At 60.3% G+C, this 13123-nt stretch carries 15 protein-coding genes; 14 read left to right on the top strand and 1 reads right to left on the bottom strand.

The window, feature by feature from the left end; all coding sequences use genetic code 11:
- Positions 1 to 89: 89 nt before the first annotated feature.
- Positions 90 to 668, bottom strand: a complete 579-nt coding sequence (locus BUE92_RS04000) for a Maf family protein (protein ID WP_073522010.1) — start codon at positions 666 to 668, stop codon at positions 90 to 92.
- A 105-nt stretch (positions 669 to 773) separates the two neighbouring features.
- Here BUE92_RS04000 and BUE92_RS03995 point away from each other — a divergent pair, with 105 nt between their 5' ends.
- The 14 genes from BUE92_RS03995 to BUE92_RS03930 all read left to right on the top strand — a co-directional run bounded on the left by BUE92_RS03995 (position 774) and on the right by BUE92_RS03930 (position 12785).
- A complete protein-coding gene (locus BUE92_RS03995; protein ID WP_073522009.1) occupies positions 774 to 1304 on the top strand; it encodes a YceD family protein in 531 nt (176 codons plus the stop codon).
- 13 nt (positions 1305 to 1317) lie between these two features.
- Entirely contained in the window at positions 1318 to 1500 is a 183-nt protein-coding gene (rpmF, locus tag BUE92_RS03990) for a 50S ribosomal protein L32 (protein ID WP_003179396.1), read from the top strand.
- Between the two features lie 4 nt (positions 1501 to 1504).
- The gene (gene plsX, locus BUE92_RS03985) at positions 1505 to 2515 is read left to right on the top strand and encodes a phosphate acyltransferase PlsX (protein WP_073522008.1); all 1011 of its coding nucleotides are present in this window, start codon (positions 1505 to 1507) and stop codon (positions 2513 to 2515) included.
- Positions 2516 to 2641: 126 nt separating this feature from the next.
- Positions 2642 to 3580, top strand: coding sequence for an ACP S-malonyltransferase (gene fabD, locus BUE92_RS03980; protein WP_003189272.1), 939 nt, complete (start codon positions 2642 to 2644; stop codon positions 3578 to 3580).
- A 24-nt stretch (positions 3581 to 3604) separates the two neighbouring features.
- The gene (fabG, locus tag BUE92_RS03975) at positions 3605 to 4348 is read left to right on the top strand and encodes a 3-oxoacyl-ACP reductase FabG (protein ID WP_003189275.1); all 744 of its coding nucleotides are present in this window, start codon (positions 3605 to 3607) and stop codon (positions 4346 to 4348) included.
- Positions 4349 to 4539: 191 nt separating this feature from the next.
- The gene (gene acpP, locus BUE92_RS03970; protein ID WP_003175607.1) at positions 4540 to 4776 is read left to right on the top strand and encodes an acyl carrier protein; all 237 of its coding nucleotides are present in this window, start codon (positions 4540 to 4542) and stop codon (positions 4774 to 4776) included.
- Positions 4777 to 4886: 110 nt separating this feature from the next.
- A complete protein-coding gene (gene fabF, locus BUE92_RS03965) occupies positions 4887 to 6131 on the top strand; it encodes a beta-ketoacyl-ACP synthase II (RefSeq protein WP_073522007.1) in 1245 nt (414 codons plus the stop codon).
- Complete coding sequence (gene pabC / locus BUE92_RS03960) at positions 6131 to 6946, top strand: aminodeoxychorismate lyase (protein ID WP_073522006.1); 816 nt, start codon at positions 6131 to 6133, stop codon at positions 6944 to 6946. The genes fabF and pabC overlap by 1 nt, the downstream gene beginning before the upstream one ends.
- Before the next feature lies 1 nt (position 6947).
- Positions 6948 to 8084: an endolytic transglycosylase MltG gene (gene mltG, locus BUE92_RS03955; RefSeq protein WP_073522005.1), complete on the top strand. Its 1137-nt coding sequence runs from the start codon at positions 6948 to 6950 to the stop codon at positions 8082 to 8084.
- 19 nt (positions 8085 to 8103) lie between these two features.
- Positions 8104 to 8736, top strand: coding sequence for a dTMP kinase (gene tmk / locus BUE92_RS03950; RefSeq protein ID WP_073522004.1), 633 nt, complete (start codon positions 8104 to 8106; stop codon positions 8734 to 8736).
- Positions 8729 to 9718, top strand: a complete 990-nt coding sequence (locus BUE92_RS03945; RefSeq protein WP_073522003.1) for a DNA polymerase III subunit delta' — start codon at positions 8729 to 8731, stop codon at positions 9716 to 9718. Before tmk ends, BUE92_RS03945 begins: the two co-directional genes overlap by 8 nt.
- A 62-nt stretch (positions 9719 to 9780) precedes the next feature.
- Positions 9781 to 10566 (top strand): TatD family hydrolase, encoded by a 786-nt coding sequence (locus tag BUE92_RS03940; RefSeq protein WP_073522002.1) that lies wholly within the window; start codon positions 9781 to 9783, stop codon positions 10564 to 10566.
- Between the two features lie 445 nt (positions 10567 to 11011).
- Positions 11012 to 11677 carry a TetR/AcrR family transcriptional regulator gene (locus tag BUE92_RS03935; RefSeq protein ID WP_034128432.1) on the top strand — a complete coding sequence of 222 codons (666 nt, stop codon included), beginning with the start codon at positions 11012 to 11014 and terminating at the stop codon, positions 11675 to 11677.
- Between the two features lie 139 nt (positions 11678 to 11816).
- Positions 11817 to 12785, top strand: coding sequence for a GTP 3',8-cyclase MoaA (locus tag BUE92_RS03930; RefSeq protein ID WP_073522001.1), 969 nt, complete (start codon positions 11817 to 11819; stop codon positions 12783 to 12785).
- The last annotated feature ends 338 nt before the right edge of the window (positions 12786 to 13123 follow it).

Here is a 13123-nt window from a genome sequence, read left to right as displayed (position 1 = left end):
CCGCGAAGGCGGTGGATCAGTCGCACTTGTATCGACTGACACTCCGCTTTCGCGAGCAAGCCCGCTCCCACATTTGGTTTTGCAGTGTTCTAAGGGATTTTCACGTCTTCGCTCAGCAGCATGTCCACCAGCCTGACGAGTGGAAGGCCGATCAGGCTAGTCGCATCAGGCCCTTCCGTGCTCTGGAACAGGCTCACGCCAAGTCCCTCGGCCTTGAAGCTGCCTGCGCAGTCATACGGCTGTTCAGTTCGCAGATAGCGCTCAATACGCTCTGCATCCAGTTCACGCATGTGTACGGTAAACGGCACGCAGTCCACCTGGCAGCGCCCAGTCTCGCTGTTGAGCAGTGCCAGCCCGGTAAGAAAGCTCACACGCTTGCCGCTGGCTGCCAGTAATTGCTCGCGGGCATTTTCGAAGGTGTGCGGCTTGCCGATGATCCGGCCTTCCAGTGCGGCGACCTGATCCGAGCCAATGATCAAATGGCCAGGATGGCTGGCGGCGAGGGCGCGGGCCTTTTGTTCGGCCAGGCGCTTGACCAGCTCGATGGCGGATTCATTCGGGCGGTGGCTTTCGTCGATATCCGGCGAGCTGCAGGTGAACGGCAGGTGCAGGCGGCTCAGTAATTCCCGGCGATAAACCGAGCTGGACGCGAGTAATAAAGGCAGCATATACGTCTCCTCAAGGCAGTCGCAGATTCTAGCGACGTGACCGGCTGACGCACAGGGCTGAATTTCCTTTGACATGGCCGGGTGCATCCCTATAATGCTGCGCCTATGTTGAATGACCCGATTCCACCTCACGTTGACCCGCGCAAATTGGCTGATCGTGGCACCACCCTTCAAGGTGAGATGCTGCTGGCCGATTTGGAGAGACTCTGCGACCCGCTTTCCGACACTGTCGGTACGGTGCAGGCACAATTCGTTTTTGAACGAGATGAACGTAAATCTGTGGTAATCCACAGCGTTATCGACACCGAAGTCAAAATGGTTTGCCAGCGTTGTCTTGAGCTGGTCACCCTGCCGATCCACAGCGAATGCAGTTATGCTGTGGTGAAAGAGGGTGCGAATACCCAGTCGTTGCCGAAAGGTTATGACGTGCTGGAACTGGGCGAAGATCCATTGGATCTGCATGCACTGATCGAGGAGGAGCTTTTGCTCGCCTTGCCCATTGTGCCTGCTCATCATCCGGAAGAATGCCAGCAGCCGGAGGGTCTCGATGACGAGGCCGAGCCGAGCGAGGACGAGGTAACGCGGTCCAACCCGTTCAGTGTATTGGCGCAGTTAAAGCGTGACCCAAACGTTTAGGAGTTAATCAATTATGGCTGTTCAGCAGAACAAAAAATCCCGCTCCGCCCGTGACATGCGCCGTTCGCACGACGCTCTCGAGGCTAGCACCCTGTCCGTGGAAAAGACCACTGGTGAAGTTCACCTGCGTCACCACGTATCGCCAGAAGGCGTATACCGTGGCCGTAAAGTGATCGACAAGGGCGCTGACGAGTAATCACTTGTCTGCTCAAGTCATCGCGATTGACGCAATGGGCGGGGACTTCGGTCCCCGCAGCATTGTTCAGGCCTGCATTGCCAGCCTGTCTGCCACGCCCTCGCTGCACCTGACCCTCGTCGGTCAACCCTCCCTACTTGAAGAACTGATTGCCAGCCATCCGGCGGTGGATCGCGCGCGCCTGACGATTACGCCAGCCAGCGAAACCATCAGCATGGATGAAAAACCGGCGGCTGCCCTGCGTGGCAAACCCGATTCTTCAATGCGGGTGGCCCTTGAGCTGTTGCGTGATGGCAAGGTGCATGCCTGTGTCAGTGCCGGTAATACCGGCGCGTTGATGGCGTTGTCGCGGCACGTGCTCAAAACCTTGCCGGGTATTGATCGGCCGGCAATGGTGGCGGCGATCCCGACGCAGAAAGGCTATTGCCAGCTGCTGGACCTGGGCGCCAATGTCGATTGCAGCGCCGAGCACCTGTTGCAGTTTGCCGTAATGGGCTCGGTGGCCGCCGAAGCGCTGGGCGTGGCCCGGCCCCGGGTTGCCCTGTTGAATATCGGCACCGAGGACATCAAGGGCAACCAGCAAGTCAAGCTTGCCGCCACCTTGCTACAAAGCGCGCGGGGCTTGAACTACATCGGCTTTGTTGAAGGTGATGGTTTGTACCGTGGTGAAGCTGATGTGGTGGTGTGCGACGGCTTTGTCGGTAATATCCTGCTCAAGTCCAGCGAAGGCCTGGCAACCATGATTGCCACGCGTATTGAAGCTTTGTTCAAGCGCAACCTGGCGTCACGTATGGTGGGTGCCTTGGCGTTGCCCCTGATGCGACGCTTGCAGGCTGACCTGGCGCCAGCACGGCACAACGGTGCAAGCTTTCTTGGCTTGCAGGGCATTGTCGTAAAAAGCCATGGCTCGGCCGGTGTGCTGGGCTTTCAAAGTGCAATTGCACGGGCCTTGATCGAGATTCAGGAGAACCTGCCGCAACGCTTGCACGGCCGTCTCGAGGATCTGTTGCCTTAGGCGAATTGGCCCGGGAGTGCTTAAATGTGACCGGCCAGTTCAATTGACCATCCAATCAGTCAGTTTCGTTCGCGCCCACCGTAGGCGCGAGCATTTTTGACGACCAGATCATTAGGGGCTTGTTACATGTCTACATCCCTCGCATTCGTCTTTCCAGGGCAGGGTTCGCAGTCCCTCGGCATGTTGGCCGAGCTGGGCGCGCAGTTTCCGCTGATCCTGGACACCTTCAAGGAAGCTTCCGACGCCCTGGGTTACGACCTGTGGGCTCTGACCCAGCAAGGGCCGGAAGCACTGCTCAACCAAACCGATAAAACCCAGCCAGCCATCCTGACCGCCTCGATCGCCCTGTGGCGCTTGTGGCTGGCAGAAGGCGGTGCACGCCCTGCCTTCGTCGCGGGTCACAGCCTGGGCGAGTACAGTGCCCTGGTGGCCGCGGGCAGCCTGACCTTGGCTGAAGCGGTCAAGCTGGTCGAGCGTCGTGGTCAACTGATGCAAGAAGCCGTTCCGGCCGGGCAGGGCGGCATGGCCGCTATCCTGGGCCTGGACGACGCGGTGGTGATCGAGGCCTGCGCCGAAGCGGCGCAAGGCGAAGTGGTCAGCGCGGTGAACTTCAATTCCCCAGGCCAGGTGGTGATCGCCGGCGCCAAGGCAGCTGTCGAGCGTGCCATCGAGGGCTGCAAGGCCCGTGGCGCCAAGCGTGCCCTGCCGTTGCCGGTGAGCGTACCGTCCCACTGTGAGCTGATGCGCCCAGCGGCCGAGCGTTTTGCCGAGTCCATCGCGGCCATCAACTGGCAGGCGCCGCAGATCCCGCTGGTGCAGAACGTCAGCGCGGCCGTGGCCGCCGACCTCGACACCCTCAAGCGCGACCTGCTGGAGCAACTGTACAAGCCAGTGCGCTGGGTTGAATCGGTCCAGACCCTGGCCGCCAACGGTGCCACCGAACTGGTCGAGTGCGGTCCGGGCAAAGTCCTGGCCGGCTTGAACAAGCGCTGCGCCGACGGTGTGTCGACCGCCAACCTCAATACCCCAGAAGCCTTCGCTGCCGCTCGCGCGGCACTGGCCTGAATCCCTTACTTAGGAGAAGCCTGCATGAGTCTGCAAGGTAAAGTTGCACTGGTTACCGGCGCAAGCCGTGGCATTGGCCAGGCGATCGCCCTGGAGCTGGGCCGTCAGGGCGCCGTAGTGATCGGCACCGCCACCTCCGCCTCGGGCGCCGAGCGTATCGCCGCGACCCTGAAGGAAAACGGCGTGCAAGGTACCGGTCTTGAACTGAATGTGACCAGCGATGAGTCCGTGGCTGCCGTACTGGCCCAGATCACTGCTCAGTTCGGTGCGCCGGCTATCCTGGTGAACAACGCCGGGATCACCCGTGACAACCTGATGATGCGCATGAAAGACGACGAGTGGTACGACGTGGTCGATACCAACCTGAACAGTCTGTTTCGCCTGTCCAAGGGCGTTTTGCGCGGCATGACCAAGGCGCGTTGGGGCCGAATTATCAATATTGGCTCCGTAGTGGGTGCCATGGGCAACGCAGGCCAAGTAAACTATGCCTCTGCCAAGGCCGGCCTGGAAGGTTTCAGCCGCGCACTGGCGCGTGAAGTCGGCTCGCGGTCGATTACGGTCAACTCGGTGGCCCCTGGGTTCATCGACACCGATATGACCCGCGAACTGCCGGAAGCACAGCGCGAAGCCTTGCTGACGCAGATTCCGCTGGGCCGTCTGGGCCAGGCCCAAGAGATCGCGAATGTGGTCACTTTCCTGGCATCTGACGGTGCGGCATACGTGACTGGGGCTACAATCCCGGTTAACGGCGGGATGTACATGAGTTAAATTGTGACGGATCGCTTCAAAAAAATGTCATACGAGCTGTCTAAAATCCGTTATAAAGCTGCAACTTAATTTATAGGCAGGTGGCCGACCGGGTACAGGGTGAAGCTTTCAGTTGAAAAGCTGAAATGGCTTTCTATACACTTACCCACTGGCCAGCTGCCTGAATTTGTCCATTAGGAGTTAAACAAGGTATGAGCACCATCGAAGAGCGCGTCAAGAAAATCGTCGCCGAGCAACTGGGCGTTAAGGAAGAAGAAGTGGTCAACACTGCTTCCTTCGTAGAAGACCTGGGTGCCGATTCCCTTGACACCGTTGAGCTGGTGATGGCTCTGGAAGAGGAATTCGAGACCGAAATCCCGGACGAAGAAGCTGAAAAAATCACTACTGTTCAAGCTGCCATCGACTACGTTACTAGCCACCAGGCGTAATAGTTTGTAGTCGTCGCTTGCTGTCAGGGAAAAACCGCACTGCTGTAAAGGCGTGCGGTTTTTTCTTTAGCGGCGATGAAAAGTGTCGTCATTAGAAAAAGGAGAGTGCTGTGTCGCGTAGACGCGTCGTAGTCACCGGTATGGGTATGTTGTCGCCACTGGGTACGGATGTGCCGAGCAGTTGGCAGGGCATTCTGGCTGGCCGCAGTGGTATTGGTCTGATCGAACACACGGACCTTTCTGCCTATTCCACCCGTTTTGGCGGCTCGGTAAAGGGCTTCAATGTCGAGAAATATCTCTCGATCAAAGAGTCCCGCAAGCTCGACCTGTTCATTCAGTACGGCCTGGCTGCCGGTTTTCAGGCAGTGCGTAACGCCGGCCTGGAAGTCACCGACGCCAACCGTGACCGCATCGGCGTGGCCATGGGTTCAGGTATTGGCGGTCTGACCAATATCGAAGAAACCAGCCGCACTTTGCATGAGACTGGCCCACGTCGAATTTCACCGTTCTTCGTACCGGGCTCGATCATCAATATGATTTCCGGCTTCCTGTCCATCCATCTGGGTGCACAGGGACCTAACTACGCAATCGCCACGGCGTGTACCACAGGTACCCACTGCATTGGCATGGCGGCACGCAACATTGCCTACGACGAAGCCGACGTGATGATCGCCGGCGGCGCCGAAATGGCCGCGTGCGGCCTGGGCATGGGCGGCTTCGGCGCGTCCCGTGCGCTGTCGACCCGCAACGACGAGCCGACCCGTGCCAGCCGTCCGTGGGACAAGGGCCGTGACGGCTTTGTGCTGTCCGACGGTGCCGGTGCGCTGGTGCTCGAAGAACTGGAGCACGCCAAGGCGCGTGGCGCCACTATCTACGCCGAATTGATCGGGTTTGGCATGAGCGGCGACGCTTACCATATGACTTCACCTCCGTCCGATGGAGCGGGTGCTGCGCGTTGCATCACCAATGCCCTGCGCGATGCGAAGGTCAACCCCGACCAGGTGCAGTACATCAACGCCCATGGCACTTCGACCCCGACCGGCGACCTGGCGGAAGCCGAGGCCATCAAGTCGGTGTTCGGCGAGCACGCCTACAAGCTGGCGGTCAGCTCCACCAAGTCCATGACCGGCCATCTGTTGGGTGCGGCGGGCGCGGTCGAGGCGATCTTCAGCGTGATGGCAATCAGGGATCAGGTCGCTCCGCCGACTATCAACCTTGATGAGCCGGACGAAGGCTGCGACCTGAACTTCGTACCCCACGAAGCGCAACCTATGCCGATCGACGTGGCGATTTCCAACTCGTTCGGTTTCGGTGGCACCAACGGTTCCCTGGTGTTCCGCCGGTTCGCCGAGTGATGCACAGCTGGGTCGACGGTCAGCCAGCGGACAGCGTGCCCCTGAAAGATCGCGGCCTGGCCTATGGCGATGGGGTGTTCGAGACCATCGCCGTCAAGGCCGGGCAGCCGTTGCTGCTCGACCGTCACCTGCAACGCCTGGAAGAGGGTTGCAGGCGTTTGGCATTGGTGGCGGATCACGGGTTGATTCGCCACGAAGTGCTGAGCTTCGCCGCCGCCCTTGGCGACGGTGTTCTCAAATTGATCCTCACCCGTGGCGACAGCTTGCGCGGTTATGGCATCAACCCTGGCGCCCCGGTGCGCCGCATCTTGCAGGGCAGTGCGCCCGCTGTTTACCCACCTACCCATGAAGTCGAAGGCGTGCGCCTGTTTGCGTGTGCCACGCGTTTGGCGCAGCAGCCGCTGCTGGCCGGTATCAAGCACCTCAATCGCCTGGAGCAGGTGATTGCGCGTGCCGAATGGCAAGATAGCGAACATGCCGAAGGCCTGATGCTGGATATGTCCGGCCGGGTGATCGAAGGCATATTCAGCAACCTTTTCCTCGTGAGCAACGGCTTGTTACTAACCGCTGATCTGAGCCGTTGTGGCGTTGCGGGCGTGATGCGCGCCGAAGTGCTGGCCCAGGCACAAGCGCTGGGCGTCCCGGTGGCCGTGGCCGACATCAGTGTGGAGCAGTTGCAACAGGCCGATGAAGTCTTCGTCTGCAACAGCGTTTATGGCATTTGGCCGGTGCGAGGCTGCGCTGCGATGAGCTGGCCGGTTGGGCCGCTCACCCGTAAACTGCAGGGCATTGTTCGCGCGCTATTGGATATTTGAGTTGATACGAAAACTGGTGTTACTGCTGCAGATCAGCCTGGTCTCGGCAGCGTTGCTCGTGGGCTTTTCGGCCTGGAAACTCGACTCTGCCCTCAAGCAGCCCCTGAAGCTGCCTCAGGAGCAATTGCTCGATGTACCTGCTGGCGCTACGCCGACGGGCACCTTCAATCGTCTGGAAGCTGACGGCGTGCTCGACGATGCCTTTTGGCTGCGCCTGTACTGGCGTTTCAACCTCGAAGGCCAGCCGCTGCACAGCGGCGAGTACCGCATGAGCCCGGGCCTAACCGCCGAGGGTTTGATCGGCCTGTGGCAGCGCGGCGAAGTGGTGCAGTACAGCCTGACCTTGGTGGAGGGCTGGAATTTCCGTCAGGTGCGCACCGCCCTGGCCAAACATGAAAAGATCGTGCAGACCCTCGCGGGCCTGAGTGACAGCGAAGTGATGGATAAGCTCGGCCACCCAGGTGTGTTTCCGGAAGGGCGGTTCTTCCCCGACACCTACCGTTTTGTCCGCGGCATGACTGATGTCGAGTTTTTGAAAAAAGCCTACAACCGCCTGGACGATGTACTCGCCCAGGAGTGGAGCAAGCGTGCCGCCGACGCGCCCTACACCGACCCTTACCAAGCACTGATCATGGCGTCGCTGGTGGAAAAGGAGACCGGTGTGCCTCAGGAGCGCGGGCAGATTGCCGGTGTGTTTGTGCGTCGCCTGAAGATCGGTATGCTGCTGCAGACCGACCCTACCGTGATCTACGGCTTGGGTGAGCGCTACAACGGCAAATTGACCCGCGCCCACCTCAAGGAAGCCAACCCCTACAACACCTACATGGTCGCCGGCCTGCCGCCCACGCCCATCGCGATGGTCGGCCGCGAGGCGATCCATGCAGCGCTGAACCCGGTACCGGGCAGCAGCCTGTACTTCGTCGCCCGTGGCGATGGTAGCCATATATTCTCGGATAACCTGGATGCGCATAATGCCGCTGTGCGTGAGTTCCAACTCAAGCGCCGTGCCGATTACCGTTCCAGCCCGGCACCGGTGGTGAAACCGCTGGAAGATTCGGCACCTTCCAGCGATGCGCCTACCCCCGACGCTCCGATCGAGCCCGCGCCGGACACTACCGCGCCTCAAAGCCCGCAATGACTCTGACTAAGGACTGCCTGTGACTGGCTTGTTTATTACCCTGGAAGGCCCGGAAGGCGCCGGCAAAAGCACTAACCGTGACTACCTGGCCGAGCGCCTGCGTGCGCAGGGCATCGAGGTGGTGCTGACCCGTGAGCCGGGTGGTACGCCGTTGGCCGAGCGCATTCGCGAAGTCCTGCTGACCCCGGGTGACGAGCCGATGAATCCGGACACCGAGTTGCTCCTGGTGTTTGCCGCCCGTGCCCAGCACCTGGCCGAAGTGATTCGCCCGGCCCTGGCGCGGGGTGCCGTGGTGATCTGCGACCGGTTTACCGACTCCACCTACGCCTACCAGGGTGGGGGCCGGGGGTTGTCCCTGGAGCGCATCGCCACCCTGGAAACCTTCGTGCAAGGCGATCTGCGCCCCGACCTGACCCTGTTGTTCGACCTGCCGGTGGAAGTGGGCATGGCCCGCGCCAGTGCGCGAGGTCGCCTGGATCGCTTCGAGCTGGAAGGCCAGGCCTTTTTTGATGCGGTGCGCAGCGCTTTCCTGCAGCGCGCCAAGGCCGAACCCGCACGTTATTACCTGTTGGACGCCGCCCAGCCGCTGAGCCAGGTGCAACAGGCTATCGACGCGCTGTTGCCCACCCTGTTGGAGCGTAACCGTGGCTGAGTCCTACCCGTGGCAGGACGGTCTCTGGCAGCATCTGGCGGGGCGTGCCCAGCATGCCCACGCCTATCTGCTGCATGGGCCGGTGGGCATCGGTAAACGCCACCTCGCCGAACGCCTGATGGGCAGCCTGTTGTGCCAACGCCCGGTCAATCTGCAGGCGTGTGGCGAGTGCAAGTCCTGCCTGTTGCTCAAGGCTGGCAGTCACCCGGACAACTATGTGCTGGAGCCCGAGGAAGCGGACAAGGCCATCAAGGTCGACCAGGTGCGCGACCTGGTGAGCTTCGTGGTGCAGACCGCGCAGATGGGCGGGCGCAAAGTGGTGCTGATCGAGCCGGTCGAGGCGATGAACATCAACGCGGCCAACGCCTTGCTCAAAAGCCTTGAAGAGCCGTCCGGCGATACCGTGCTGTTGCTGGTGAGCCACCAGTCCAGCCGCTTGTTGCCGACCATTCGCAGCCGTTGCGTGCAGCAGGCTTGCCCGTTGCCCAGCGAAGCCATGAGCCTGCAATGGCTGGCGCAGGCGTTGCCGGAATGCAGTGCAGAAGAACGAGGCGAGTTGCTGACCCTGGCGGCCGGTTCGCCCTTGGCGGCGGTGAAGCTGCAGGCTCAGGGCGTGCGCGAACAGCGTGCACTGGTCGTGGATGGCGTGAAGAAACTGCTCAAGCAGGAATTGTCCGCCACGCAACTGGCCGAAAGCGCCTGGAAGGATATTCCGCTGTTGCTGCTGTTCGACTGGTTCTGCGACTGGTCCAGCCTGATCCTGCGCTACCAGCTTACCCAGGATGAGAACGGCCTGGGCCTGGCGGATATGCGCAAGGTCGTGCAATACCTCGCGCAAAAAAGTCCCCAGGACAAAGTGCTGAACATCCAGGACTGGATCCTCGCCCAGCGCCAGAAAGTCCTCGGCAAGGCCAACCTCAACCGCGTGCTGCTGCTCGAGGCGTTGCTGGTGCAGTGGGTCGGTCTGCTCGGGCGCCGTTAAATTCCGTGGCCGACGGGTGTATCGTTGGCCCTACCTCTTTTGTGACTTAAGCCCTGATTCCTATGCTCGTAGATTCTCATTGCCACCTTGATCGCCTCGACCTTGCCCAGCACGGCGGCTCCCTCGACGCCGCCCTTGAAGCTGCCCGCCAGCGTGGGGTAGGGCACTTCCTGTGCATTGGCGTCAGCGCCGACAACGCCGCCGATGTCAAAGCCCTGGCTGATCGCTACGCCGACGTCGATTGCTCGGTGGGTATCCACCCGCTGGACCTCAAGCCTGGCGAAGCGCCGGCTCTGGACTGGTTACTGAGTGAGCTCAACCACCCGCGGGTGGTGGCCATTGGCGAAACCGGCCTGGACTATCACTACGAGCCTGAAGCTGCCGAGTTGCAGCAGGCCTCGTTCCGCCTGCACCTGCAAGCCGCCCAGCAGACGGGCAAGCCGGTGATCGTCCACACCCGAGGCGCCCGTGCCGATACCCTGGCCTTGCTGCGTGAAGCCGCGTTGCCGCAGGCTGGCGTGTTGCATTGCTTTACCGAAGACTGGGACATGGCCAAGGCGGCCCTGGACCTGGGGTTCTATATTTCCCTGTCGGGCATCGTCACCTTCCGCAATGCCGACGCGCTGCGCGATGTGGCCCGCCAAGTGCCCGCCGACCGCCTGCTGGTGGAAACCGACTCGCCGTACCTGGCGCCCATCCCCCATCGCGGCAAACCGAACTTGCCCGAATATGTACGTGACGTGGCTGATTACCTGGCGATGCTGCGCGGCGAGTCGTACGAGCGTTTTGCCGAGCAGACCACCGAGAACTTCAAGCGCCTGTTCCCGCTGGCCCACGTAGCCGGTTAAAGCGGCTGAATCGCAGGCAAAAAAAACCCGGGTTCTGGGGGGTGAATCCGGGCTAAGACCATTAGGAGTAAAACAAGGGCACGCAGTCCGTCGGTACCCAGGTCGACGCGTCACTTGGGGGAGATGTCGCGCCGACAGTTGAAGTATTGACCACTATCCCATTCAGTCCAGTCGTGATTGATCGTTTTTTAAACAGATTTGGAATACGCGGCCTTCGCTTGAGTTCTCATTGCGCTGATGGGCAGGCTCAGGTGTTGCGTATTATTTCTGACTGATAACGGCGAAATCGTTGGCGCATTGAAACTTATGTGCCTGGCGGGTTCACATAGACATTGCCCAACGACCGTTCAGTCGGGATAATCCCTCGCATCGGGTAAATCGTATCGCCACGTATCCATGGCCCTGCGCAACCCTCCCTATTTCCGACCTCTGCAGACTCTTCCTCATGCACAAAGAACCCCGTAAGGTCCGTGAGTTTCGCCGCCGTGAGCAGGAAATTCTCGACACCGCGCTCAAGTTGTTTCTTGAACAAGGCGAAGACAGCGTCACCGTCGAGATGATTGCGGATGCCGTGGGTATCGGCAAAGGCACGATCTACAAGCACTTCAAGTCCAAGGCCGAAATCTACCTGCGCCTGATGCTCGACTACGAGCGCGATTTGAACGAGTTGCTGCACTCTGCGGATGTCGACAAAGACAAGGAAGCCCTGTCCCGCGCTTACTTCGAGTTCCGCATGCGTGACCCGCAGCGCTATCGCCTGTTCGACCGCCTGGAAGAGAAGGTGGTCAAAGGTCACCAAGTGCCGGAGATGGTCGAGGAACTGCACAAGATCCGCGCCTCGAACTTCGAACGCCTGACCCTGCTGATCAAGGGGCGTATCAGCGAAGGCAAGCTTGAAGACGTGCCACCATATTTCCACTACTGCGCCGCCTGGGCCTTGGTGCATGGCGCTGTGGCGCTGTACCACTCGCCGTTCTGGAGCAATGTGCTGGAAGACCAGGAAGGTTTCTTCCAATTCCTGATGGACATCGGCGTGCGCATGGGCAACAAGCGCAAGCACAGCCCGGAACTGCCGGGCGCCGAGAAGAGCGGCGACACCCCTGCCACGTAAGTCATTCGCCACAGTGATGGCGCAACGATTTACTGCCAGGCGCAGTAACCCAGGAATATACTCAGGCAAGGACCTTGCTAAAAGCTGAGTTATGAGTCAGCTTTTAGCGCGCCCGAATTATCCTCTGCCGGAGTGATCCATGATCGTTGATCGTCAAGGCAGGCGTTTTCGCAATTTGCGGATCAGCCTGACTTCAGCCTGCAATTATGCGTGTACCTATTGCGTGCCTGACGGCAAGCGGCTGGTGGCTGCCCAGGATGAACTGTCGGCCCAAGCCATGGCCCGAGGCGTGGCATACCTGATCGAAGCGGCGGGTATCGAGCGCTTGCGCATTACCGGCGGTGAGCCGTTGGTCAGCCCCAAGTTGGAAGCCTTCATGAGGGCGGTAGGGCAGATGGGCCTGAGCGACATCAGCCTGACCACCAACGGCCAACTGCTGGCGCGCAAACTGCCGTTGCTGGTGGCCGCTGGTATCCGACGCATCAATGTCTCCCTCGACACGCTGGATGCCAACGCTTTCCGCAGCATCGCCCGTGGCGGCGACCTGGCCACCGTGCTCGATGGCATGGACCAGGCCAGTGCTGCCGGAATCAAGATCAAAGTCAACATGGTGCCGTTGCGCGGCCAGAACCTGGACCAGGTGATGCCGCTGCTCGATTACTGCCTGGCGCGTGGCTACGAGCTGCGCTTTATCGAACTGATGCGCATGGGGCACCTGGCCAAAGACTCCAACGCGTTCCTGCAACAGTTCGTCAGTTTGCAACAGCTGCTCAGCTTGATCGGCGAGCAACATGAATACCTGCAAGCCAACGCACCCGTCGATGCGACGGCGGTACGCTACGAAGTGCCGGGCAAGGGCTTCTTCGGTGTGATCGCCAACGAGAGCGTACCGTTCTGCCGCACCTGTTCGCGGTTGCGGTTGTCCTCCACCGGTTGGCTGCATGGGTGCCTGTCCTCCAGCAATCGCCATTATGTCGGTGACTTGCTCGATCAACCGCGTCACCAGGCGTTGCCGGCGTTGCAGGGCTTGTTGATGAAGGCCTTGGCCGACAAGCAGGAAGTGGCGTTTTCCGGTGGTGCCACGATCATGAAGATCATCGGCGGCTGATCCCGTTTTAATTCGGTCGCACATCAGTGGTGGGAGCTGGCTTGCCTGCGATGCTGATGGATTCTTACAACTTTCTAGTTTATAGCCACCGACGGTAACCACGATGCGAAGCGAGCCGCTTTTGATCTTGCTCTTGATCTGCTTTTGATCTTAGGCGGCCCCCCAAATCACTGGCGGATTACGGGCACACCGAGCCTAGGCGAGGTGCCGAGTGGTGGGGCAAGAGCCCTTTGGTTACTTTGGGGCTTTTCCAAAGTGACCCGCCGTCAGGGCGGAACCCTAAGTAGCCGTTACCGCAGGAATGGATATGCACACAATCTAACTGTGTTGACTGCCGG

It is taken from the genome of Pseudomonas fluorescens (genome assembly GCF_001902145.1).
GTDB classification, from domain to species: domain Bacteria; phylum Pseudomonadota; class Gammaproteobacteria; order Pseudomonadales; family Pseudomonadaceae; genus Aquipseudomonas; species Aquipseudomonas fluorescens_BV.
This window is presented reverse-complemented; position numbering and strand designations above follow the sequence as displayed.